Annotated in this window: 21 protein-coding genes and 2 tRNA genes; 13 read left to right on the top strand and 10 right to left on the bottom strand. The window is 72.4% G+C overall.

The window, feature by feature from the left end; genetic code table 11:
• Positions 1-36 precede the first annotated feature (36 nt).
• The 3 genes from ACFUC1_RS15255 to ACFUC1_RS15245 all read right to left on the bottom strand — a co-directional run bounded on the left by ACFUC1_RS15255 (position 37) and on the right by ACFUC1_RS15245 (position 2,798).
• On the bottom strand, positions 37-690 hold the full coding sequence (locus ACFUC1_RS15255; RefSeq protein ID WP_379121238.1) for an ATP-dependent Clp protease proteolytic subunit: 654 nt from the start codon (positions 688-690) through the stop codon (positions 37-39).
• A gap of 32 nt (positions 691-722) precedes the next feature.
• Entirely contained in the window at positions 723-1,364 is a 642-nt protein-coding gene (locus tag ACFUC1_RS15250) for an ATP-dependent Clp protease proteolytic subunit (RefSeq protein ID WP_379121234.1), read from the bottom strand.
• A 189-nt stretch (positions 1,365-1,553) separates the two neighbouring features.
• Positions 1,554-2,798 (bottom strand): MFS transporter, encoded by a 1,245-nt coding sequence (locus tag ACFUC1_RS15245; protein WP_379121232.1) that lies wholly within the window; start codon positions 2,796-2,798, stop codon positions 1,554-1,556.
• A gap of 83 nt (positions 2,799-2,881) precedes the next feature.
• On the opposite strand from ACFUC1_RS15245, the gene ACFUC1_RS15240 reads away from it, so the two are divergent.
• Entirely contained in the window at positions 2,882-4,015 is a 1,134-nt protein-coding gene (locus tag ACFUC1_RS15240) for a substrate-binding domain-containing protein (RefSeq protein WP_379121230.1), read from the top strand.
• Here ACFUC1_RS15240 and ACFUC1_RS15235 read toward each other — a convergent pair.
• Together ACFUC1_RS15235 and tig are read right to left on the bottom strand one after the other, a co-directional pair.
• Complete coding sequence (locus ACFUC1_RS15235) at positions 4,012-4,467, bottom strand: hypothetical protein (protein ID WP_379121228.1); 456 nt, start codon at positions 4,465-4,467, stop codon at positions 4,012-4,014. The genes ACFUC1_RS15240 and ACFUC1_RS15235 overlap by 4 nt on opposite strands.
• A gap of 125 nt (positions 4,468-4,592) precedes the next feature.
• Positions 4,593-5,924, bottom strand: a complete 1,332-nt coding sequence (gene tig, locus ACFUC1_RS15230; RefSeq protein ID WP_379121236.1) for a trigger factor — start codon at positions 5,922-5,924, stop codon at positions 4,593-4,595.
• A 195-nt stretch (positions 5,925-6,119) separates the two neighbouring features.
• On the opposite strand from tig, the gene ACFUC1_RS15225 reads away from it, so the two are divergent.
• The 6 genes from ACFUC1_RS15225 (at position 6,120) to ACFUC1_RS15200 (ending at position 11,588) form a co-directional block, all read left to right on the top strand.
• Entirely contained in the window at positions 6,120-6,656 is a 537-nt protein-coding gene (locus ACFUC1_RS15225; RefSeq protein WP_379121226.1) for a hypothetical protein, read from the top strand.
• Positions 6,653-8,074 (top strand): dihydrolipoyl dehydrogenase family protein, encoded by a 1,422-nt coding sequence (locus tag ACFUC1_RS15220; protein ID WP_379121224.1) that lies wholly within the window; start codon positions 6,653-6,655, stop codon positions 8,072-8,074. Before ACFUC1_RS15225 ends, ACFUC1_RS15220 begins: the two co-directional genes overlap by 4 nt.
• A 102-nt stretch (positions 8,075-8,176) precedes the next feature.
• On the top strand, positions 8,177-9,169 hold the full coding sequence (locus ACFUC1_RS15215) for a zinc metalloprotease (protein ID WP_379121222.1): 993 nt from the start codon (positions 8,177-8,179) through the stop codon (positions 9,167-9,169).
• A gap of 306 nt (positions 9,170-9,475) precedes the next feature.
• Positions 9,476-10,669, top strand: coding sequence for a hypothetical protein (locus ACFUC1_RS15210; protein WP_379121220.1), 1,194 nt, complete (start codon positions 9,476-9,478; stop codon positions 10,667-10,669).
• Between the two features lie 219 nt (positions 10,670-10,888).
• Positions 10,889-11,341 carry an SRPBCC family protein gene (locus ACFUC1_RS15205; protein WP_379121218.1) on the top strand — a complete coding sequence of 151 codons (453 nt, stop codon included), beginning with the start codon at positions 10,889-10,891 and terminating at the stop codon, positions 11,339-11,341.
• A gap of 55 nt (positions 11,342-11,396) precedes the next feature.
• A complete protein-coding gene (locus tag ACFUC1_RS15200) occupies positions 11,397-11,588 on the top strand; it encodes a hypothetical protein (RefSeq protein WP_379121216.1) in 192 nt (63 codons plus the stop codon).
• Between the two features lie 12 nt (positions 11,589-11,600).
• Here ACFUC1_RS15200 and ACFUC1_RS15195 read toward each other — a convergent pair.
• Positions 11,601-11,674 (bottom strand) — tRNA-Gly (locus tag ACFUC1_RS15195).
• An 83-nt stretch (positions 11,675-11,757) separates the two neighbouring features.
• On the opposite strand from ACFUC1_RS15195, the gene ACFUC1_RS15190 reads away from it, so the two are divergent.
• Positions 11,758-11,831, top strand: a tRNA-Pro gene (locus ACFUC1_RS15190).
• Between the two features lie 218 nt (positions 11,832-12,049).
• Here ACFUC1_RS15190 and trmB read toward each other — a convergent pair.
• Positions 12,050-12,706, bottom strand: coding sequence for a tRNA (guanosine(46)-N7)-methyltransferase TrmB (gene trmB, locus ACFUC1_RS15185; RefSeq protein WP_379121214.1), 657 nt, complete (start codon positions 12,704-12,706; stop codon positions 12,050-12,052).
• 119 nt (positions 12,707-12,825) lie between these two features.
• Here trmB and ACFUC1_RS15180 point away from each other — a divergent pair, with 119 nt between their 5' ends.
• The gene (locus ACFUC1_RS15180) at positions 12,826-13,338 is read left to right on the top strand and encodes a DUF4395 domain-containing protein (RefSeq protein WP_379121212.1); all 513 of its coding nucleotides are present in this window, start codon (positions 12,826-12,828) and stop codon (positions 13,336-13,338) included.
• Positions 13,339-13,441: 103 nt separating this feature from the next.
• Here ACFUC1_RS15180 and ACFUC1_RS15175 read toward each other — a convergent pair whose 3' ends face one another.
• From ACFUC1_RS15175 to ACFUC1_RS15165, 3 genes are all read right to left on the bottom strand, one after another.
• Complete coding sequence (locus tag ACFUC1_RS15175) at positions 13,442-14,536, bottom strand: PP2C family protein-serine/threonine phosphatase (protein ID WP_379121210.1); 1,095 nt, start codon at positions 14,534-14,536, stop codon at positions 13,442-13,444.
• Between the two features lie 126 nt (positions 14,537-14,662).
• On the bottom strand, positions 14,663-15,130 hold the full coding sequence (locus ACFUC1_RS15170; protein ID WP_379121208.1) for a ribose-5-phosphate isomerase: 468 nt from the start codon (positions 15,128-15,130) through the stop codon (positions 14,663-14,665).
• 35 nt (positions 15,131-15,165) lie between these two features.
• Entirely contained in the window at positions 15,166-15,795 is a 630-nt protein-coding gene (locus ACFUC1_RS15165; RefSeq protein ID WP_379121206.1) for a DsbA family protein, read from the bottom strand.
• A 153-nt stretch (positions 15,796-15,948) separates the two neighbouring features.
• Here ACFUC1_RS15165 and pepN point away from each other — a divergent pair, with 153 nt between their 5' ends.
• From pepN to ACFUC1_RS15145, 4 genes are all read left to right on the top strand, one after another.
• Positions 15,949-18,513 (top strand): aminopeptidase N, encoded by a 2,565-nt coding sequence (gene pepN / locus ACFUC1_RS15160; RefSeq protein WP_379121204.1) that lies wholly within the window; start codon positions 15,949-15,951, stop codon positions 18,511-18,513.
• A gap of 7 nt (positions 18,514-18,520) precedes the next feature.
• The gene (locus ACFUC1_RS15155) at positions 18,521-19,438 is read left to right on the top strand and encodes a mechanosensitive ion channel family protein (protein WP_379121202.1); all 918 of its coding nucleotides are present in this window, start codon (positions 18,521-18,523) and stop codon (positions 19,436-19,438) included.
• Positions 19,435-19,833 (top strand): globin, encoded by a 399-nt coding sequence (locus ACFUC1_RS15150; protein ID WP_379121200.1) that lies wholly within the window; start codon positions 19,435-19,437, stop codon positions 19,831-19,833. Before ACFUC1_RS15155 ends, ACFUC1_RS15150 begins: the two co-directional genes overlap by 4 nt.
• Before the next feature lie 110 nt (positions 19,834-19,943).
• Positions 19,944-21,647, top strand: coding sequence for a glycoside hydrolase family 13 protein (locus ACFUC1_RS15145; protein ID WP_379121198.1), 1,704 nt, complete (start codon positions 19,944-19,946; stop codon positions 21,645-21,647).
• Positions 21,648-21,682: the final 35 nt, after the last annotated feature.

Genomic DNA, 21,682 nt, shown 5'->3' with positions numbered 1-21,682 from the left:
CTCGAGGTGAGCGGGCGGCATACGCGGTGGTGCGGGTCAGTCCTCGAAGGAGGCCTTGCGGGAGGCCAGCACCTCGTCGATGAGGCCGTACTCCTTGGCCTCCTCGGCGGAGAGGATCTTGTCGCGCTCGATGTCGTTGCGGACCTGCTCCACGGTGCGGCCCGAGTGCTGGGCCCAGGTCTCCTCGAGCCAGGTGCGCATGCGCAGCACCTCGTTGGCCTGGATCTCGATGTCGGAGGCCTGGCCGTAGTCGCCACCGGCGAGCGCGGGCTGGTGGATGAGGATCCGGCTGTTCGGGAGGGCGAACCGCTTGCCCTTGGCACCGGCCGACAGAAGCACCGCGGCAGCCGAGGCGGCCTGGCCCACGACGAACGTCTGCACGTCGGGGCGGATGTACTGCATGGTGTCGTAGATCGCGGTCATGGCCGTGAACGAGCCGCCGGGGCTGTTGATGTACATGAGGATGTCACGGTCGGGGTCCTGCGACTCCAGCACGATCAGCTGGGCGATGACGTCGTCCGCGGACGCGTCGTCGACCTGCACGCCGAGGAAGATGATGCGGTCCTCGAAGAGCTTGGTGTAGGGGTCGAGCCGCTTCATGCCGTAGGAGGTGCGCTCCTCGAACTGCGGCAGGATGTAGCGGCTGGACGGACCCGGGACGTGCAGGCCGCCCGAGGCGGCACCGTGCATGCGGGGGTTGATGTTCGCGTTCACGTCGTTCCTCACTTGTCCCCGGTGACGGGGTTGTCGTCGTCGCTGCCACGGCGGCCACCGGCCTGCGAGGCGCTGCTGAACACGTGGTCGACGAAGCCGTACTCCTTGGCCTCCTCGGCGCTGAACCAGCGGTCGCGGTCGGAGTCCTTCTCGATCTGCTCGAGCGGCTGCCCGGTGTGCTCGGCGATGAGCTCTGCCATCTGCTTCTTCACGAAGAGCATCTGCTCGGCCTGGATCTTGATGTCCGAGGCGGTGCCGCCGATGCCACCCGACGGCTGGTGCATCATCACGCGGGCGTGCGGCGTGGCGTACCGCTTGCCCTTGGTGCCCGCGGAGAGCAGGAACTGGCCCATCGAGGCCGCCATGCCCATCGCGACCGTCGCGACGTCGTTCGGGATCCACTTCATCGTGTCGTAGATCGCCATGCCCGCGGAGATCGAGCCGCCGGGGCTGTTGATGTAGAGCCAGATGTCCTTGCCGGGGTCCTCGGCTGCCAGGAGCAGCAGCTGGGCACAGATCGCGTTCGCGTTGTCGTCGCGCACGTCCGAGCCGAGGAAGATGATCCGCTCCTTGAGCAGACGGTTGTAGATGTGGTCGTCCAGACCACCCTGCGGCCGCTCGTCCTGAGCGACGATCTCACTCCTGGTCACGCTGGTCTCCATCACTCGCCGGTGTTGAACCTGTCGATGACCCTAACGTGGCCCCCTGCCGCACAGTCCCCGAATACCCGCGTGTTCGCCCTGAGCGCAGAGCGCTCAAGGCGCCCGTGGCGCTCGTCCGGGCCCGCGCTCCCGCGGCGGCCGCGGCCCACGTCGGGCGCACGGCGCCGACCCGCGGAGCTACTCGGTCCCGGCGGGTTCCGGGGCCCCCGGGGTCAGCGTGCCGCTCTCCCGCGTGGCGGGGATGACGAGCATCGCGAGGAAGACCATCGCCGTGACCACCAGCAGCGCCTTGAGGACGGTGAAGTGGTCGCCCAGGAAGCCCAGGAGCGGCGGTCCACCGATGAAGGCGGTGTACCCGATCGTCGCGACGACGGACATGCGGGCGCCCGCGCGGGCGGGGTCGTCGGCCGAGGCGCTCATCCCCACGGGGAAGCCGAGCGACGCGCCCACGCCCCAGACTGCGGTCCCGAGGTAGGCGAGCACCGGGTTGCCGAAGATCACCATCAGCGAACCGACGGCCGCCAGGGCGAAGGTGGCCCGCAGGACGGGGACGCGGCCGTACCGGTCGAGCATGCCGGTGCCGAGGATCCGGCCCAGCGTCATGAAGCTGAGGAAGACGGCGAAGGCGAGCACCCCCGCCCAGGCCGGCAGGCCGTGGCCCTCGACGAAGCCGACCGCGATCCAGTCGTTGGCCGTGCCCTCGGTGAAGGCGGCGGCGAGCACCACCATGCCGACCATCAGCGTGCGGGGCTCGAGCCAGGCCGAGCGCGGCGTGGCCGGTGCGGGCCCAGCGGCCGACGGCTCGCCCGCCCCGCTGGTGTGCTCCTCGGCGGCGCGCGGCAGGAAGGCGCGCACGCCCCACCAGCCGAGGACCGCGGAGACGGCCAGGGCGCCGAGGAAGTGCGGGACCAGCGACACGCCGGCCCAGGACATGAGGGAGCCGACGAGCGCCGCCACGACGGTGCCACCCGAGAAGGCGGCGTGGAAGTGCGGCATGACGTTGCGCCCCAGCAGCCGCTCGACGGCGGCGCCCTCGAGGTTCATCGCGACGTCCCAGAGACCCACGCCCATGCCCAGCAGGAACAGGCCCGCCGCCATGAGCGGGCGCGAGCGGGCGACGTCGACGGCGAGCCCCACCGACACGAGGCCGACCGCGGCGACCACCATGCCCGTGACGACGGCGCGGGACGCGCCGATGCGGTCGGCCACCCGGCCGGCAAACGGCAGCGCCAGCACCGAGCCGCAGGACGCCGCGAACAGCGTGAGGCCGAGCTGTCCGGCGCTCAGACCCAGCTGGGCCTTGCTGTCGGCGATGCGGGAGGCGAAGGAGGAGAACACGACGCCGGCGAGGGCGAAGACGACGAAGACGGCGTTGCGGGCGGTGCGCACCCGCGTCAGGTCGGGGGCGAGGGTCTGGGTCACGGAAGCTTCTCGGGAGGTCGGGGCGGGCTGGGGGAGACTGAGTCGAATCGTTTCGATCGAATCGATTCGATAGTCTGTCTCGCATGGCCGTTCCCCGTCAACCTCGCATCACCCTGCGCGCCGTCGCCGACGCCGCCGGGGTGAGCACCTCCACCGCGTCGCTCGCCTTCAGCGGCAAGGGACCGGTGGCCCCGGAGACGGTCGAGCGCGTGCTGGCGGCCGCGGCCGAGCTCGGGTACGCCGGCCCGGACCCGCTCGCCTCGTCGCTGCGGCAGGGGCGCTCCGGTGTCGTCGGCGTGGTCGTGGAGGGCAGGCTCGGGCACGCCTTCCGGGACCCGTTCGCCGTGTCGGTGCTCGACGGCCTCTCCCAGGTGCTCGACGAGGTGCCCGCGGGGATGCTGCTCATCGCCCAGCCCGCCGGCGACCCCGACCGCGCCATCGCCCACCTCGGCTCGGCGGCGCTCGACGCCGTCGTGTTCTCCCTGTGCGGGCCGGACACCAACCCCGCCGTGGACCACCTGGCCGCCCGCGGCATCCCGATGATCGGCGACGGCGCCCCCGCCGACCCGCGGGTGGTCAACCTCTCGCTGGACAACCGTGGCGCGGGGGCCGAGGTCGCCCGGCTCGTGCGCGACCTCGGGCACCGACGGGTCGCCCACCTCCTGATGCCGCTCGGGCCCGATGCCGTCACGGGCCCGACGACGCTCGCGGACGTGGACCACGCGGTGTTCGTCGACACCCGGGACCGCGCACTGGGCTTCGCCGACGTCTTCGGGCCGGACATGCCCCTGGTGCAGACGGCCCTGCCGGACGTGGAGCAGGCGGCACTGGCCGTCCGCCCGCTGCTCGCGCTGCCGGAGGGCCAGCGCCCCACGGCCGTCGTGGCGCAGTCCGACCTGCTCGCCCTCGGGGTGGTCCGCGCCGCCGGGGACCTCGGCCTGCGCGTGCCCCAGGACCTCAGCGTCACCGGCTTCGACGGCGTGGACCTCCCGTGGTTCGACGGCGTGCTCACCACGGTCGACCAGCAGGGTGAGGCCAAGGGCCGCCGGCTCGGCGCCATGGTGCGCGCCCTGCTCGACGACCGGCAGCCGGAAGCGGCCGTCCACCCCACCACCCTTCGCGTGGGCACGACGACCGCTCCCCCGCCGGACGCGTCCCGGCGGCCCCCCGGCTCCTCGAGGGCTCCCCGGCTCCTCGACGGCCTGTCGGCGCCCTAGGTCCGGGTCCCGGTCGCGCCTGCGCCGTTGACGACACCGTTCCCCATGGCACCCGACTGCTCAGGGGTCGCCGCCAGCGGCGGCTCGGCGACGAGCTGCAGCGTCACGTAGCTGCCGCGGTCGTCGACGGTGAAGGCGCCCTCGAACTCCATGATGCTGTCGGTGCACACGACCGTGTGCGCCTCCCACCGGGCGTCGACGACCGCGGTCGCCCAGACGCGCTCCATGCCCATCCCCGCTTCCCAGGGCAGCACGTCCTCGGCACACCGGCAGACCCCGATGACGAGCCGGTCGACGTCGTCGGTCCGGCCGAGCTCGACCTCGGCGAAGAGGCCGCTGTCCTCCAGTGCCGTCTCGACGGTGCGCTTGAGTGCCCGGGCGTGCTGGGACTCCGCCGGGTGGGCGTTCTCCTGCACTGCCAGACGCAGCTTGTGAAAGGCCGCTTGGTCCATGGCTCATGGTCCTGTGGGCAGGCCGGGGCAGCCATCACACGAATGACGTATGCCGTGCACCCGCGTCGGGTGCACGGCATACGTTTGCGTGCGGTTGGCGCCCCGGTCAGGGGCGGCCGGCCGGGTCAGGCGTGGTCGTAGCCCTCGTGGTCGTCGTCGGCGTCCTCGACGAGGTGCGACGCCACGTCGGTGGCGGTGACCTCGTTGAGGTCGATCTCGGCACCGGTGGTGTCGACGACCTTGGCCTTCTCCAGCACGGCGGCGAGCGCCTTGCGGCGGGCGACCTCGGCGACCATGGCCGGGACCTGGCCCTGCTGGTCGATCGCCTGGGCGAACTGGTTCGGGTCCATGCCGTACTGCTGCGCGGACATCACGAGGTACTCGATGAGCTCAGGCTGCTCGACGCTGACCTCCTCGCGCTCGGCGATGGCGTCGAGCAGGAACTGGGCCTTGAGCGCCTTCCGGGTGCTGGCGTCGACCTCGGCACGGTGCTCGTCGTCCTCGAGCCGGCTCTCGCCCTCGAGGTGCGCGTGCACCTCGGCCTCGACGATGCCGTCGGGCACCGGGATGTCGAGGGTGTCGAGCAGGTGCTCGAGCACCTTGTCCCGGGCCTGGACGCCCTGCTCGAACTTCTTGGCGCGCTCGGCCTGCTTGGTGACGTCCTCGCGCAGCTCGCGCAGGGTGTCGAACTCGGAGGCGAGCTGGGCGAAGTCGTCGTCGAGCGCGGGGAGCTCGCGGACCTTGACCGACTGCACGGTCACCGTGACCTCGGCGTCCTCGCCCTCGCGGTCGCCACCGGCCAGCGGCGCGGTGAAGTTCTTGGTCTCGCCGGCCTCCATGCCGACCAGCGCCTCGTCGAGGCCGTCGAGCATGTTCTTGCTGCCGACCTCGTAGGAGATGCCGGTGACCGAGTCGATCTCGTCGTCGCCGATCACGGCGCGCAGGTCGATCGAGACGAAGTCGCCGTCCTCGACGGCGCGCTCGACGCCCTTGAGGGTGCCGAACCGCTCCTGCAGCGCGACGAGCCGCTCCTCGACGTCCTCGTCGGACGCCTTGGCCTCGTCGACCTCGACGGTGATGGTGCTGAAGTCATCGGGGAGGGTGACCTCGGGGCGGACGTCGACCTCGACGGTGAACTTGAGCTCCTGGCCCTCCTCGGCCGGGACCTCGGTCACGTCGACCTCGGGCTGCCCGATCGGGCGGACGTTGTTCTCCTCGACGGCCTGGCCGTAGAACTGCGGGAGGGCCTCGTTGACGGCCTCCTGCAGGACGGCGCCGCGTCCGACGCGCTGGTCGATGATGCGGCTGGGGACCTTGCCCTTGCGGAAGCCGGGGACCTGGATCTGGCTGCCGATCGTCGCGTACGCCGCGTCGAGGCTCGGCTTGAGCTCCTCGAACGGGACCTCGACGGTCAGCTTGACCCGGGTCGGGTTGAGGGTCTCGACGGCACTCTTCACTGCGCGGTACTCCATGCTCGTGGGGCAAAGGGAAGGACCCGGGGTTCGCGGCGGGTGCGCGCACGGTCGACCGGGCCACCGCTCATGCTAGCCGTCCCCGGGCGCAGAGCCGAACCCGCCGTCGGCGCCCTACTCCGGGCGCCGCGACGGGTCGCTGCCGAGCGTGGCCCCCGGTCCCCTCCTAGGGTGGCGGTCATGACGATCCCCGCCACGACGCCCGGCACACCGCTGCGGGCGCTGCAGACGACCGTCGGCGCCGTGATGGGCGGCCTCGTCGTCCTCGCCGTCCTGCTCGGTGGTGTCGTGCTCGGCCTGCACGGCTACCCGCCCACGTGGGTGCCGTGGCTGCTCGGCGCCCTGGCGGTCGTCGCGCACGTCCTGTGCACCGTCGTCGGCTACCGGGTGCCCGCGGTCGCGCCGGCCACCCCGGCCGCCGACGCGGCGGTCGCCGGGAGAATGGCGTTCCAGCAGTCGAGCTTCGTGCGGCTCGCCCTCTGCGAGTCGGTCGCGGTCGTCGGCATCGCCCTCGCCTTCGGGGTGACGCCGCGCACCGGCACGACCGTCGTCATCGGCGTCGTGCTCAGCCTGGCCCTCCTCCTCCTGCACGTCTGGCCCGGGACGCGCGTCCTCGACCGGGTCGAGCGCTCGTTGGACCGCGACGGGGGACGGTCCTACCTCGGCGACACCATGCACGGCCGCGAGCCCGGCCAGAACGGAGCACTCCTGTCATGACCGACGAGTACGACGTCATCGTCATCGGCGCGGGACCGGTCGGCGAGAACGCCGCCGACCGCGCGCGCAAGGGGGGCCTCACGGTCGCCATCGTGGAGAAGCACCTCGTCGGCGGGGAGTGCAGCTTCTACGCCTGCTCCCCGAGCAAGGCGCTGCTGCGGCCCATCCACGCCACCCGCGCCTCCCAGCGCGTCCAGGGGTCGGAGGGCGCGCGCGTCGACCGCGACGGCGTCCTCGCCCGCCGGGACGCCTGGGTCAACCGCGTCGGCACGAGCGACCGCCTCGACGACTCCGGCCAGGCCGACTGGCTCGACCACGCGGGCATCGACCTGGTGCGCGGCGAGGCGCGGCTCACGGGCGTGCGCACGGTCGAGGTCGGCGACCGGACCCTGCGGGCCCGCCAGGCCGTCGTCCTCGCCACCGGCAGCGCGCCGCTCGTCCCGGACCTGCCGGGCCTGCGCGCCGCCAACCCCTGGACGAACCGCGAGGCCACCACCTCCCGCACCGTGCCCGGTCGCCTCGCCGTCCTCGGCGGCGGCGTCGTGGCCGCCGAGCTCGCGCAGGTGTATGCCGCGCTGGGCTCGACGGTGACCGTCATCGAGCAGGCGGACGGCCTGCTCGGACGGCACGAGCCGTTCGCCGGCGAGGCCGTGCGTGCGGCGCTCGAGGCCGACGGAGTCGACGTGCGCCTGTCGACGAAGGCCGAGTCGGTGGACCGCCCGGGTGGTTCCGGCGAGGTCACGGTGACACTGTCCGACGGGTCGACAGTCGTCGCGGACGAGCTGCTCGTGGCGGTCGGCCGACGGCCTGCCACCGAGGGCCTCGGCCTCGAGGACGTCGGCGCGGTCACCTCGAAGCCGGGCTACGTCCAGGTCACCGACCGCATGGAGGTCGTGGGACCCGAGGGCGCCCCCTGGCTGTACGCCGCCGGCGACGTCACGGGCATCGCCCTGCTCACCCACATGGGCAAGTACCAGGGGCGGGCCGTCGGCGACCTCATCGCGGCGCGCGCGGCCGGTCGTCCCGACGACGAGCCGGGCATGACGCCGTACGCCACGTCGCTCGGGTCCCCGCAGGTCGTCTTCACCGACCCGGAGGTGGCAGCAGCCGGACTGACCGAAGCGGAGGCGCGCGACCGCGGCCTGCCGGTCCGGGTGGTCGACGTGCCGATGGACAGCGCCGCCGGCTCGGGGCTGCAGGCCGAGGGCTACCAGGGCAGCGCACGACTGCTCGTCGACGAGGACCGAAGGGTCGTCGTCGGCGCCACCTTCGTCGGGCAGGACGTCGCAGAGCTGGTGCACGCGGCGACCGTCGCCATCGTCGGCGAGGTGCCCCTCGACACCCTGTGGCACGCGGTCCCGTCCTACCCCACGATGAGCGAGATCTGGCTCCGGCTGCTCGAGGAGTACGGCCTCTGACCTGCACGAAGGCGCAGGATCTGGGGGTTCCGCCCCCTCGGACCGCGGGGTAGCGTCCGCCGGGAGCCCCCCGCACGGGGACCGGAACCGAAGGGACCACCCATGCCTGTCCGCACACCTCTGCGCCTCGGCGCGCTGGCCGCCTCCGCGGCCCTGGCGCTCCTCGGCACCGGCAGCGCCACGCCCGTGGGCGCCTCCGCGCCCTCCCCCGCCGTCGCCGCCTGCGCCGAGCCCGGCTCCGGCGACGCCGCCTCCGCCGCACGGGTCCGTCCCGGTGGCAGGGGCGCCGAGCCCGAGCTCTACCCGAGGAACGAGGCCAACGCGTGCGGCACGCTCACCGACCTCCCCACCCCCCCGGCCGGCTCCGTGACCGTCCCCGTCGTGTTCCACATGGTCTCCGACCACGAGAACACCCCGGCGGAGAAGGCTCGCTGGCAGACGCTGATCACCGCCCAGATGAAGGTGCTCAACGACTCCTACTCCGGCGCCACGGCTGCCGACGCCGCCGACACCCCGTTCCGCTTCGCCCTGACCGAGGTCACCTGGTCGGTCAACCCCGCCTGGTACACGGTGGTGCCGGGCAAGAGCGGCGTGGAGAAGGAGATGAAGTCCGCGCTCCACGAGGGCGACGCCCGGACCCTCAACGTGTATGCCGGCAACATCGGCGGGGGCCTGCTCGGCTGGGCCTACTTCCCCAAGGGCTACAACAACGGGCGCGACTACATCGACGGCGTCGTCATGCTCGACGAGTCGATGCCCGGCGGCCGCAACCCCGACGACCCGACCAAGCCCTGGAAGTACGGTGAGGGCGACACCCTGACGCACGAGGTCGGGCACTGGCTGATGCTGGAGCACACGTTCGCCCACGGGTGTGCCGCGAGCGGCGACTGGGTGGCGGACACCGCACCCGAGGCGGCGCCGCAGTTCAACTGCCCCATCGGCGCCGACACGTGCCCGGCGCCCGGGCTGGACCCGATCCACAACTTCATGGACTACACGCAGGACTCCTGCATGGACATGTTCACCCCGGGCCAGGCCGACCGCATGAGCGACGCATGGCAGGAGTTCCGCGCCGGCGGTGGCAAGGGCGCCTGACACCGCACCGCGTCTCGACCGTGCCGCGCAGGAGCCCTCCTGCGCGGCGCGGTCGCGTGCGGCCGGGGACGGGCGCCGGGGCGTGGGGGGCCACGCCTGCGCCGTGCACTGTCCCGCTTGCACCACAGCTCGATCGCGGTCCCATGACATCCGTCATGAACCTTCTCCATTTCTGTCACAAGGACTGGCCAAGTTCCGACAGGACCTTCCGGACTTGTCGAGAAATCTTGTGCCGCAGGGGAATTCGTCACAGATTCGCCCGAGGGCGACAGCCGTCGCCCCTGCCCCCCATGCAGGAGATGACCCATGCGCAAGCAGCTCCTCGCCGTGGCGCTCGCCGCCACTGCGACCACGGGCCTGGTCGCCACCGCGTCCACGTCCGCCTCGGCCGCCTCGCCCCGCGCCCACGCGGCGCGCGTGTGCAGTGCACCGACGTCCCCCACCGTCGCGGCGTGCGACGCCCTCAAGCTGGTCGACCACCACGGCACCGCGGTCAGCCCCTCGGGCCGCACGGTGACCCCGGCCGCGATCTCGGGCAAGACCCCCACGGACATCCAGAGCGCGTACAAGCTCGCTGGGCTGTCTGCCGCCGGTCGCACGGTCGCCATCGTGGATGCGTACGGCTACTCGAAGGCCGAGCAGGACCTCGCCGTCTACCGCTCGCAGTGGGGGCTCCCCGCCTGCACCACCGCCAACGGCTGCCTGAAGATCATGAACCAGAGCGGTGGCACGAACCTGCCCCGCTACGACAACGGCTGGGCACAGGAGCAGGCGCTCGACCTCGACGCCGTCTCGGCCGCGTGCCCGAGCTGCAAGATCGTCCTCGTCCAGGCGTCCTCGTCGAGCCTCACGAACCTGGGCGCCGCGGTGAACACCGCCGCCAAGCAGCCCGGCGTCGTGGCCATCTCGAACTCCTACGGCGGCGGCGACCTCGCCGACTCGTCGTACGGTGCCCCGTACAACCACCCCGGCATCGCAGTGACCGCCTCGACCGGTGACAACGGCTACCAGGGCGGCAGCTTCCCTGCTTCCTCGCACTACGTGACGGCCGTCGGCGGGACCTCGCTGTATGCCGCGTCCAACACCCGCGGCTGGACCGAGTCCGCGTGGAGCGGCGCGGGTTCGGGCTGCACCACCCTGAACGCGGCGCCGAGCGGCCAGACGTCCGCGATGACGTCCTGCTCCGGTCGTGCCATCGCCGACGTGTCCGCCGTGGCCGACCCCAACACCGGCCTGGCTGTCTACGCGCCGTCGAACTCCAGCACCTCCGGGTGGGCGCAGTACGGCGGCACCAGCCTGTCCTCGCCGATCGTCGCGTCGGTCTACGCCCTGTCGGGCAACACCGCCGGCTACGCGAACACCCTCCCGTACGCCAACTCCGCGGGCCTGTTCGACGTGACGTCGGGCAGCAACGGCACGTGCGCCTCGTGGTGCACGGCCAAGACCGGCTGGGACGGCCCCACCGGGCTGGGCACGCCCAACGGCACCAGCGCCTTCTGAGCCGCCACAGCTCCCGCGAGGGACGGCCCGGGCACTGACCCCCGGGACGACGACGGCCTGCCACCGACCAGGTGGCGGGCCGTCGTGCCACGCACCGGGGCTTCCGGCCCTGTCGGCCTCCCGGACACCCCCCTACGTTCGTCGCAGGGAGCCCGCAGAGGTGCTGCGGGCGCGTGAGGTCGCACGGCGGCCGGGTGGGGCGGAGACGGGAGGGTTCCCATGGGGACGGTCAAGGAGCTGCACACACGGAGCATCCACATCGATGCGCCGGTCACGAAGGTCTTCGCCTACGTCGAGGACCCGCACCACTTCTTCGGGGCCTTCGACGAGGAGTGGCGGCGTCACATGGCACTGGTGGAGGTGAACACCACGCCGGAGGGGGTCGGGTCCACCTTCCGGATGATCGGCCGGATGTTCCTGCTCTTCCACATGGAGTGGGTGCTCGTCCGGGAGGAGTACGTGCCCGACCACCGCATCGTCGACCACGCCAACGCGGGCGGGGTCTGGACCTCGACCTTCGAGCCCGACGACGGCGGGACGAAGCTGACCATGTCCTTCGGCTGGGCCGGGGGCACTCCCTTCGTCGGGGAGCTCATGGACCGCGTCGGCTGGAACGGCGACCGCGACCTCGACACGATGCTCGCCAACCTGAAGAAGGCGATCGAGTCCTGACCGAGGGCTCGCCCAGCCGGTCCCTGCGAGCTGGCTCGACCGCTGCCGGCGGCCGGTGACGCTGACCTCCTCGACCTTCGGGTACGGCCCACACCGTGAGGGGCGGCAGGTGGCCCGGCTCGAGGTCCCCGGTGGCTCCGGGCTCCTCGCCCTGCTGGCCGTCGACGCCGGTGCCGCGGTGGCCGTCCTCGTGGCGGCCGGCGCGGGCCGGGCCGGGTCGGCATCCCTGCGCCGACCCCGCACCTGAGTGCGCGAGCGGTGGAGCGGGTGACGAGAATCGAACTCGCGTAGCCAGTTTGGAAGACTGGGGCTCTACCATTGAGCTACACCCGCGCGGGCCCGCGACGGCGTCGCGAATCCGAGGCGTTAGCCTAATGGCCGCGCTCGGCTGGGATGAAATCGACACCGGCGAGCGTCGGGGTATGGCGCAGGTTGGTAGCGCGTCCGCTTTGGGAGCGGAAGGCCGCCGGTTCAAATCCGGCTACCCCGACGGACGGCCAAGCTTGCGCAGGCCGTCGACGGGGAAGCCGGATGCAGGGAGCCGGAGCGTGCGGCGCGACGAAGGAGCGCCGACCGCGACGGCGGCTCCGGCTACCCCGACGGCCCATGAGCGCCCGCGCCGACTCCGGGCCACCGACCCGCGACCGCAGCGTGCAGGTCCGGGGTCAGGTAGCCCGAGGTGCGCAGACCGAAGGCGCGGGAATCGGCTCAGACCAGGTCGGCGCGGAACTCGGAGACGCGTCGCCCGGCGGCCAGGCCCTTGGCCTCGAACCCGTCCCGTGGCCGCCAGGCCGGCCGCTCCCCCTCGGTCACCACGAACCGCGGGTGGGCAGCGAGCTCCGACCGAGCGTGCGCGGCATACGTCTCGTGGTCGGTGGCCACGAGCAGGTGCCCGCCGGGCTCGAGCCGGGAGGCGACGAGGTCGAGCGTGTAGGGCGCGAGGAACCGGCGCTTGGCGTGCTTGGCCTTGGGCCACGGGTCGGGGAAGAACAGGTGCACCGCGGCGAGCGAGCCCGGGGCGACGCGGTCGCGCAGCAGTGCGACGGCGTCCCCCTGGTGCAGCCACAGGTTGCGCACCCCGCGACGGTCGGCCTCGGCCAGCATCCGGGCGAGCGCCGGGGTGAAGACGTCGACGGCGAGCAGGTCGTGGCCGGGATGGGTCTCGGCGTACGCGACGGCCGCGGCGCCGTGCCCGCAGCCGATCTCGAGCACCACGGGCGCCACGCGGCCGAAGGCGGCCGCCGGGTCGAGCGGACCGTCGGGGATGTGGTGGCGCGGGAACAGGGACTCGACCCGCTGGAGGGTGAGCGCCGACATCCGCCCCCGGCGCGCGTTGTAGCTGCGCACGTGTCCCGTCTCGTCCACGGCCCCAGCGTGGCAGACGGGCAGCTGCGCCCCGGCCCCCACCCCCGACCGTGCCGTCGCTCCGTCCGCGTGACGGACCCCACGCGATAACCCACCGTTATCTGATCCATAATGGATGCATGCGCATCTCCCGGTTCCCCAACATCGTCGACGACGTCACCGTCCGGCTCATCGCCGGCGTCGTGCTCGTCCTGGGCGTCCTGGCACTGGCCGCGCACCAGTGGTGGCTGTATGCCGTGCTGGCTGCCGACTTCGTGCTCCGCGCCGGCTGGGGCCCCTCCGCCAGCCCCGTCGCCCGGTTCGTGGGTCGGTTCGTCCGGCCCCGCGTGGCGGCCGCCCCGCGCTACACCGCGGGTCCGCCCAAGCGCTTCGCTGCCACCATCGGCGCCGTCCTCACGCTCGCTGCCAGCGGGTTCTGGCTGGCCGGCGAGGCCGTCCCCGTGGTCGTCATCGGCGTCGTCATGGTGGTCTTCCCGGCACTGGAGGCGCTGGCGGGGATCTGCGTGGGCTGCCTGGTGTTCGCCGGCCTCATGCGGCTCGGGCTCATCCCCGAGTCGGTCTGCGTCGACTGCGCCAACATCGGCCGTCGGGCGGCGGCCCGCACCACGGCCCAGCCCACCCCCACCGCCTGACGGACCGCGCAGCCACGCGTCAGCCTCGGCGGGTCCGCACCGCCCGGTCAGCCTCGTCGAGTCGGTATCGCCGGGTCGGCGGCGCCTGGTCAGCGGCGCCTGGTCAGCGGCGCCAGACGAGGACGGCGGCGCGGTCGTCGGTCTCCCCGGCCCGCGCTGCCGCGCACATCCGCGCGACCATGCCCTCGAAGCCCCGGGAGATCATCCGCTCGGCCGTCCCCAGCATGCGGTCGATGCCGTCGCGCAGGTCGCGGTCGCGCACCTCGATGACCCCGTCGGTGTAGAGCAGCAGCGCGTCGCCGCGACCGAGCCGCCCGGTGATGCGCGGGAAGGTCAGGCCCTCCGTCACCCCCAGCACCGGCCCCTCCTCGCCCTCGAGCACCTCCCACCGGCCCGAGCCGGCGTTGAAGCGCACCGCCGGCGGGTGGCCGGCCGAGCCGACGCTGAACTCGCCGGTCTCCAGGTCGAGCATGGCGTGCGCCGCCGTCGCGAAGCCCTCGTCCCACGACTGGCGCAGCAGGTAGGAGTTGGCGGCCGGGAGGAACCGCTCCACTGGCATCGAGCCGAGCAGGCCGCCGAACGCGCCCGACAGCAGCAGGGACCGCGTGCCCGCCGCGATGCCCTTGCCCGACACGTCGACGAGGACCAGCTCGAGCACCGACCCGGTCTTGCTCGTGACGAGGAAGTCGCCGGAGAACGAGTCGCCGTACGCCGACAGCACCGCCAGCTCGGCTCCCCAGCCGTCGGGCAGCGGCGGCAGCTCGCCCTGGGTGCGCAGGCGGTCGCGAAGGTCGACGAGCATCGACTCGCCGAGGTTGCCCTGGACCCCCAGGCGGGCCCGGGACGCCGCCACCCAGAACATCAGCCCCATCATGGCCACGAGCACGATCAGTGCGCCCACCAGCGTGGTGGGTGCGTCGCGCTGGACGACGGTGGTGACGCCGGCAGCGAGGATGACCACGTCCACGAGGGCGAGGCGTCGCGGGGGCAGGAAGAGGCCGGCGACCACGGCGACCGGGATGTACGCGGAGAAGGGCACCGTGGACGGCCAGCGGTACATCGCCCAGCAGAGCGCACCGGCGGCCAGCACCAGGGCGAGGACCGTCCCGGCGTTGCCCCAGCGGACCCAGCGGGCCCGGCCGCGCTGGACCCGGGACGCGAGGGCTCGGCGTACGAGCAGCGTCCTGTCGACGTCCAACGTGTGCGGTCCTTCGGCAAGGCGGGGGGCGGTGGCCCCGCTACGTCGCGGCAACGGGCTCGGCCCCTCCCGATCCCTGCGCACACCCTAACGGCGTGCCCGGCGCCACCGCGGGATTTCCACAGATCAGGGCAGGGGCGGCAGCGTCCCCGTGCTCTCGTACTCGTCGACCATCGTGATCCGCCGCTCGTGCCGCGGAGCCTTCGAGAACGGGGTCGCGAGGAAGGTCCGGACCATGTCCTTGGCCTCCTCGACGGTGTTCATCCGGCCCCCGATCGAGATGACCTGGGCGTTGTTGTGCTCGCGCGCCAGCCGGGCCAGCTCGGTGTTGTAGCAGAGGGCCGCGCGGATGCCGGCGACCTTGTTGGCCGCCATCTGCTCACCGTTGCCCGAGCCGCCGAGCACGACGCCCAGCGACCCAGGGTCGGCCGCCACCGCCTCGGCGGCGCGCAGCACGAAGACCGGGTAGTCGTCCTCGGCGTCGTAGGAGTGGGCGCCGTGGTTGGTCACCTCGTGCCCCTCGGACTCCAGGAACGAGACCAGCTCGTTCAAGAGGTCGTATGCCGCGTGGTCGCCGCCGATGTGGACGCGCATGGTGGTCTTCTCGTCTCCCGCTCGTGCCGTCGTCGTCAGTCGAAGATGGGGCCGACGGTGCGGCTGCGCTTCAGCTCGTAGAAGCCGGGGGTGCCGGCGACGAGCACGCACCCGTCCCACAGCCTCCCGGCCGCCTCGCCCTTCGGGGCGGGGGTCACGACCGGGCCGAAGAACGCCTCGCCGTTGACGGCCACGACCGGCGTGCCCACGTCGTCGCCCACCAGGTCGATGGCGCGCTGGTGGCTCGCGCGCAGCTCCTGGTCGAGGTCGTCCTTCTCGGCGTACTGCGCCAGCTCGACCGGCAGCCCGACCTCCTCGAGGGCGGGGACGATGACCTTCGCGAAGTCCTTCTCGCCACCGAGGTGGATCCGCGTGCCCATCGCGTCGTAGAGGGGCTTGGTGACCTCCACGCCGTGCTCGCGGCGCGCGGCCATGATGACGCGGACCGGGCCCCAGCCCTTCTCCATCATCGCCCGGTACTCCTCGGGCAGGTCGCGGCCCTCGTTGAGCACGGACAGGCTCATCACCGACCAGGTCACGTCGACGGGACGGACCTTCTCGACCTCCATCATCCAGCGGGAGGTCATCCACGCCCACGGACACAGCGGGTCGAACCAGAACTCGGCGGCGGAACGGGTGGTCGAGAGGTCGGTCGCAGCACTCACCCGACCAATCCTGCCACTGGCCACGCGGCCGGTCGCGCCGGGTGGGGCGACCCCCGCGCGCGACGCCGGGCGCGACCCCGGGTGCGCCCTCCCGGGGGTGGCTGCCCGTGACAGGATGGGCCGACCCCTGGACACCCACCGCAGGAGCTGTTTGTGCCTGGCAAGAACCTGACCCGCGACGAGGCGGCCGAGCGCGTCGGCCTCGTGCACGTCGACCACTACGACATCGCCCTCGACCTCACCACCTCCGAGACGACGTTCCGCAGCACGACGACGGTCACCTTCACGAGCACCCGCCCCGGTGAGGGCACCTTCATCGACCTCATCGCCCCCTCCGTCGAGGCGATCACCCTCAACGGCGAGTCGCTCGACCCGGCCAGCCACTTCGACGGCGTCCGGGTCACGATCCCGACCACCGCCGAGCAGAACACGCTCACCGTCGACGCGACCGCGGCATACACGAACACCGGCGAGGGGCTGCACCGCCTCGTCGACCCGGTCGACGGCGAGGTCTACCTCTACTCCCAGTTCGAGGTGGCGGACTGCCGGCGGGTCTTCACCGTCTTCGAGCAGCCCGACCTCAAGGCGACCTACCGCTTCACGGTCACGGCCCCCGACCACTGGCAGGTCGTCTCCAACTCCCCCACCCCCGAGCCGACCCCGGTGCGCGAGGGCGTGGCGACCTGGGCGTTCGCCCCGACCGCACGGATGTCCTGCTACATCACCGCGCTGGTGGCCGGGCCGTATGCCGTGGTGCGCGACGAGGTGCAGACGCGCAAGGGCACCGTGCCGCTGGGCATCTTCTGCCGCCGCTCGATGCTCGAGTTCCTCGACGCCGACAACGTCTTCGAGCTCACCAAGAAGGGCTTTGCGTTCTTCGAGGAGGAGTTCGACTGCGAGTACCCGTTCGAGAAGTACGACCAGCTCTTCACGCCCGAGTACAACATGGGCGCGATGGAGAACGCCGGGGCCGTCACGATCAGCGAGATCTACGTCTTCCGGTCCAAGGTGACCGAGGCGATGGTCGAGCGCCGCGGCGTGACGATCCTGCACGAGCTGGCGCACATGTGGTTCGGCGACCTCGTGACCATGAAGTGGTGGAACGACCTGTGGCTCAACGAGTCGTTCGCCGAGTGGGCGTCGACCACCTGCCAGGCCGAGGCCACCGAGTGGGAGAGCGCCTGGACCACCTTCGGCATCGCGGAGAAGGCGTGGGCCTACCGCCAGGACCAGCTGTCCTCCACGCACCCGATCGTGGCGCCGATCCGCGACCTGCAGGACGTCGAGGTCAACTTCGACGGCATCACCTACGCCAAGGGCGCTTCGGTGCTCAAGCAGCTCGTCGCCTACGTCGGCCGTGAGCCGTTCCGCGACGGCCTGCGCGCCTACTTCGCCAAGCACGCGTGGGGCAACACCACGCTCGACGACCTGCTCTCCGAGCTCGAGGCCACCTCCGGCCGCGACCTCGGCGCCTGGTCCAAGCTGTGGCTCGAGACCGCCGGCGTCAACACCCTGCGCCCGGTCGTCGGGACCGACGACCAGGGCCTGCTGTCCTCGGTCGTCATCGAGCAGACCGCGGTCGAGGAGTACCCGACGCTGCGCCCGCACCGCCTCGCCGTCGGCCTCTACGACGTCGAGACCGCCGAGGACGGCAGCACCAGCCTCGTGCGCACCCACCGGGTGGAGCTCGACGTCGACGGCGAGAGCACCCCCGTTCCCGAGCTGGTCGGCCGCCCCGCGCCGGACCTGCTGCTCGTCAACGACGACGACCTGGCCTACGCCAAGATCCGACTCGACGAGCGCTCGCTCGCCACCGCCCTGGCGCACACCCGGTCGTTCGCGGACAGCCTCCCCCGCGCCCTCGTGCTCGGCGCCGCCTGGGACATGACGCGCGACGCCGAGATGCCCGGGCGCGACTTCGTCGACCTCGTCCTCACCACGCTGGCGGGCGAGAGCAACTCCACCATGCTGCGCACCCTCCTCGGGCAGCTGCGCACCACGCTGGAGATGTACGTCGCCCCCGACCACCGCGCCGAGGCCGTGTCCACCGCCTCCGCGCGGCTGCGCGCGCTCACCGAGGCCGCCACGCCGGGCAGCGACGCCCAGCTCCAGCTGCTCACCACGTATGCCGGGGTGCAGCCCGGCGGCGACCACGCCCGCTGGCTGCGTGCCCTCTACGACGGCTCCGACGTGCTCGAGGGCCTCGCGGTCGACACCGACATGCGCTGGACGCTGCTGACCTCGCTCGCCTCGGTCGGCGCTGCCACCGAGGAGGAGGTCGACGCCGAGAAGGAGCGCGACAACACCGCGACCGGCCGGGAGCGCTGGGCCCGCGCCCTCGCCGCCATCCCCACCCCGGAGATGAAGGCCGCCGCCTGGCGCCGCGCGGTCGAGGAGGACGGGCTGCCCAACTCCGTCATCGAGGCGATCGCCCTGGGCTTCACCACCGTCCACGACGTCTCGCTGCTCGAGCCCTACGTCGCCCGGTACCACGAGATGCTCGACACGGTGGAGTCCAAGGGCTCGCACGCGATCGTCGAGATCCTGGTCACCGGCTTCTACCCCATGGTGCTGGCCAACCGGGAGCTGCACGACGCGACCCAGCAGTGGCTCGACACCCACCGCGACGCGCCCGCGGCACTGAGGCGCCTGGTGGTCGAGAACCGCGACCCCGTCGCCCGCGCGCTGCGCGCCCAGGCCCGGGACGCCGATGCTTGATCACGTCGTGCAGGAGCTGAGCAAGCTCACCTGGAAGGGCGCCGCCGACTGGTTCGTCGGGGCGCCGTTGCAGGTCGTCGTCGTCGTCCTCATCGCCCTCGTGGCCCGCTGGGTGCTGCTGCGCTCGATCAGCCGCACGGTCCAGGTCACGCTGGCCCGGGCCGACGCGCGGCGGGCCCAGGAGCCCGGTCGCGCCCGCCGCGCCATCGCCAGCGCCACCGGCGCGGCCCACGAGCGGCACCGCCAGCGGACGCTGACGATGGGGTCGCTGCTGCGCAGCACCGTGACCTTCGTCGTCGCCCTCATCACGATCCTGACCGTGATGGGCATCGTGGGCATCAACCTCGCCCCGGTGCTGGCCACGGCCGGCGTCGGCGGCGTCGCGCTCGGCTTCGGTGCGCAGAGCCTCGTCAAGGACTTCCTGTCGGGGATCTTCATGATCCTCGAGGACCAGTACGGCGTCGGCGACGTCGTCGACACCGGTGAGGCCATCGGCACCGTCGAGGAGGTCTCGCTGCGCGTGACGCGGCTGCGCGACGGCCAGGGGGTCGTCTGGTACATCCGCAACGGCGAGATCGTCCGGATCGGCAACAAGAGCCAGGGCTGGTCGACCGCGGTGGTCGACCTGCCGGTCGCGTACAGCGAGAACCTGGAGAAGGTCATCCCGCTCATCCGCGACGTCGTGCACCGGCTCGACGAGGACGAGGCCTGGCAGGACAAGCTCCTGGAGGAGCCGCAGGTCGTGGGGGTCGAGTCGATGACCGGCTCGGTCATCACGATCCGGGTGCTCGCCAAGACCGCGCCCGAGCAGCAGTACGGCATCTCCCGCGAGATCCGCGAGCGGGTCAAGGCGGCCTTCGACGAGAACGGCATCAAGGCACCGGTCATGACGCCGTTCGGGCCCGGTCCGGTGGGCGGCCGATGAGCACCCCCGGGCAGCCGACGAGCTTCTACGACCAGGTGGGGGGCCACGAGACGTTCCGCAGGCTCGTGCACGAGTTCTACCGCGGCGTCGCCGAGGACGAGCCGCTCAGGGCGCTCTACCCGGAGGCGGACCTCGGCCCTGCCGAGGACAGGCTGCGCATGTTCCTCGAGCAGTACTGGGGCGGCCCGACGACGTACTCCGAGCAGCGCGGCCACCCCCGCCTGCGGATGCGGCACCACCCCTTCAGGGTCACGCCCGCCCAGCGCGACCGGTGGCTGCACCACATGATGGCGGCGGTCGACACCCTCGACCTCGCCCCGGCCGACGACCTGCTCCTGCGCGACTACCTCGAGCGGGCGGCACACTCGCTCGTGAACTCGCTCGACGAGGAGTAGCCGGCCCACCCCGGGAGGTGCGGCACCCCCGCCCCAGCGGCGTGACCGGCATACGGTCACGGGCGGGGTGGATTTCGTCCTGTCGGAGCCATGCGGGAGCATGGTTCCCCGTGACTGACACGCTCTCCACGGACCTCGTCCACCCCGCAGACTCCGCCGACGCCGCGTGGTGGCGGCACGCGGTCATCTACCAGATCTACCCGCGGTCGTGGGCCGACTCCGACGGCGACGGCGTGGGCGACCTGCCCGGCGTGACCGCCCGCCTGGAGCACCTGCGCGACCTCGGTGTCGACGCCGTCTGGTTCAGCCCCTTCTACACCTCCCCCCAGGCCGACGCCGGCTACGACGTCGCGGACTACCGCGACATCGACCGGCTGTTCGGGACCCTCGCGGACGCCGACGCGATGGTGGCGCGGGCGCACGAGCTCGGCCTCAAGGTGATCGTCGACCTCGTCCCGAACCACACCAGCGACGAGCACGTGTGGTTCCAGGAGGCCCTCGCCTCCGCCCCGGGCTCCCCCGAGCGCAACCGGTACATCTTCCGCGACGGCCGCGGCCCCGGCGGCGACGAGCCCCCGAACGACTGGCACTCGGTCTTCGGCGGCGCCGGCTGGACCCGCGTCACCGAGGCCGACGGCACGCCGGGCCAGTGGTACCTGCACCTGTTCGACTCCAAGCAGCCCGACCTCAACTGGGACAACGACGAGGTCCACGCCGAGTTCGAGTCGATCCTGCGCTTCTGGCTCGACCGGGGCATCGACGGCTTCCGCGTGGACGTCGCCCACGGGCTCATCAAGGAGCCGGGCCTGCCCGACTACGACGCCGAGCTGCACATCCTCGACGGCGAGCTCAAGCCCGGCGCGCCCAAGCCGCCCATGTGGGACCAGGACGGCGTGCACGAGGTCTACCGCGCCTGGCGCAAGATCCTCGACGGGTACGGCGAGCCCGACCGCATCCTGTGTGCCGAGGCCTGGGTCCGTCCGCAGGAGCGGGCGGTCCGCTACGTCCGCCCGGACGAGATGCACCAGACCTTCAACTTCGACTTCCTGCAGTCGCAGTGGCGCGCGGCCGACCTGCGTGCGGTCATCGACTCCTCGCTGGAGGCCGCCGACTCGGTGGGCGCCCCCAGCACCTGGGTCCTGTCGAACCACGACACCGTCCGGCACGCCTCGCGCCTCGGCCTGCCCGTCGGCGAGCGCCGTCCCAACGGCATCAGCGCCGACGACCCGCAGCCCGACCGCGAGCTCGGGCTGCGTCGTGCCCGCGCCGCGTCCACCCTGATGCTGGCCCTGCCGGGCAGCGCCTACATCTACCAGGGCGAGGAGCTCGGGCTGCCGGACTCGACCGACATGCCGGCCGAGTTCCGCCAGGACCCGACGTTCATCCGCACGCAGGGCAAGGAGATCGGGCGTGACGGCTGCCGCGTCCCGATCCCGTGGGTCAAGGATGCCCCGTCGTTCGGGTTCGGCCCCTCGGACGCGACCTGGCTGCCCCAGCCCGCGGTCTACGGCGAGTACGCCGTCGACCAGCAGGTCGGGGTCGAGGGCTCCACGCTGGAGCTGTACCGCACCCTCCTGCGCGTCCGCCGCGAGCGCGAGCTGGGCACCGGCGGCCTCGCCGACCTCGCCGGCTACGGCGACGACGTCGTGGCGCTGGTCAACACCGGCCAGGGCGAGCCGACGCTCGTGCTGACCAACCTCGGCGCCGAGCCGGTGGCCCTGCCTGAGGGCTCGACCGTCCTCGTGGCCTCGGGTCCGCTGACCGAGGACGGCCTCGTGCCGACCGACACCACCGTCTGGGCCACCACCTCCTGACGACACCGCGTCGGGGGAGCCCCGCTGCCGGTCCC

It is taken from the genome of Pedococcus sp. NPDC057267 (genome assembly GCF_042668795.1).
Taxonomy (GTDB): domain Bacteria; phylum Actinomycetota; class Actinomycetes; order Actinomycetales; family Dermatophilaceae; genus Pedococcus.
This window is presented reverse-complemented; position numbering and strand designations above follow the sequence as displayed.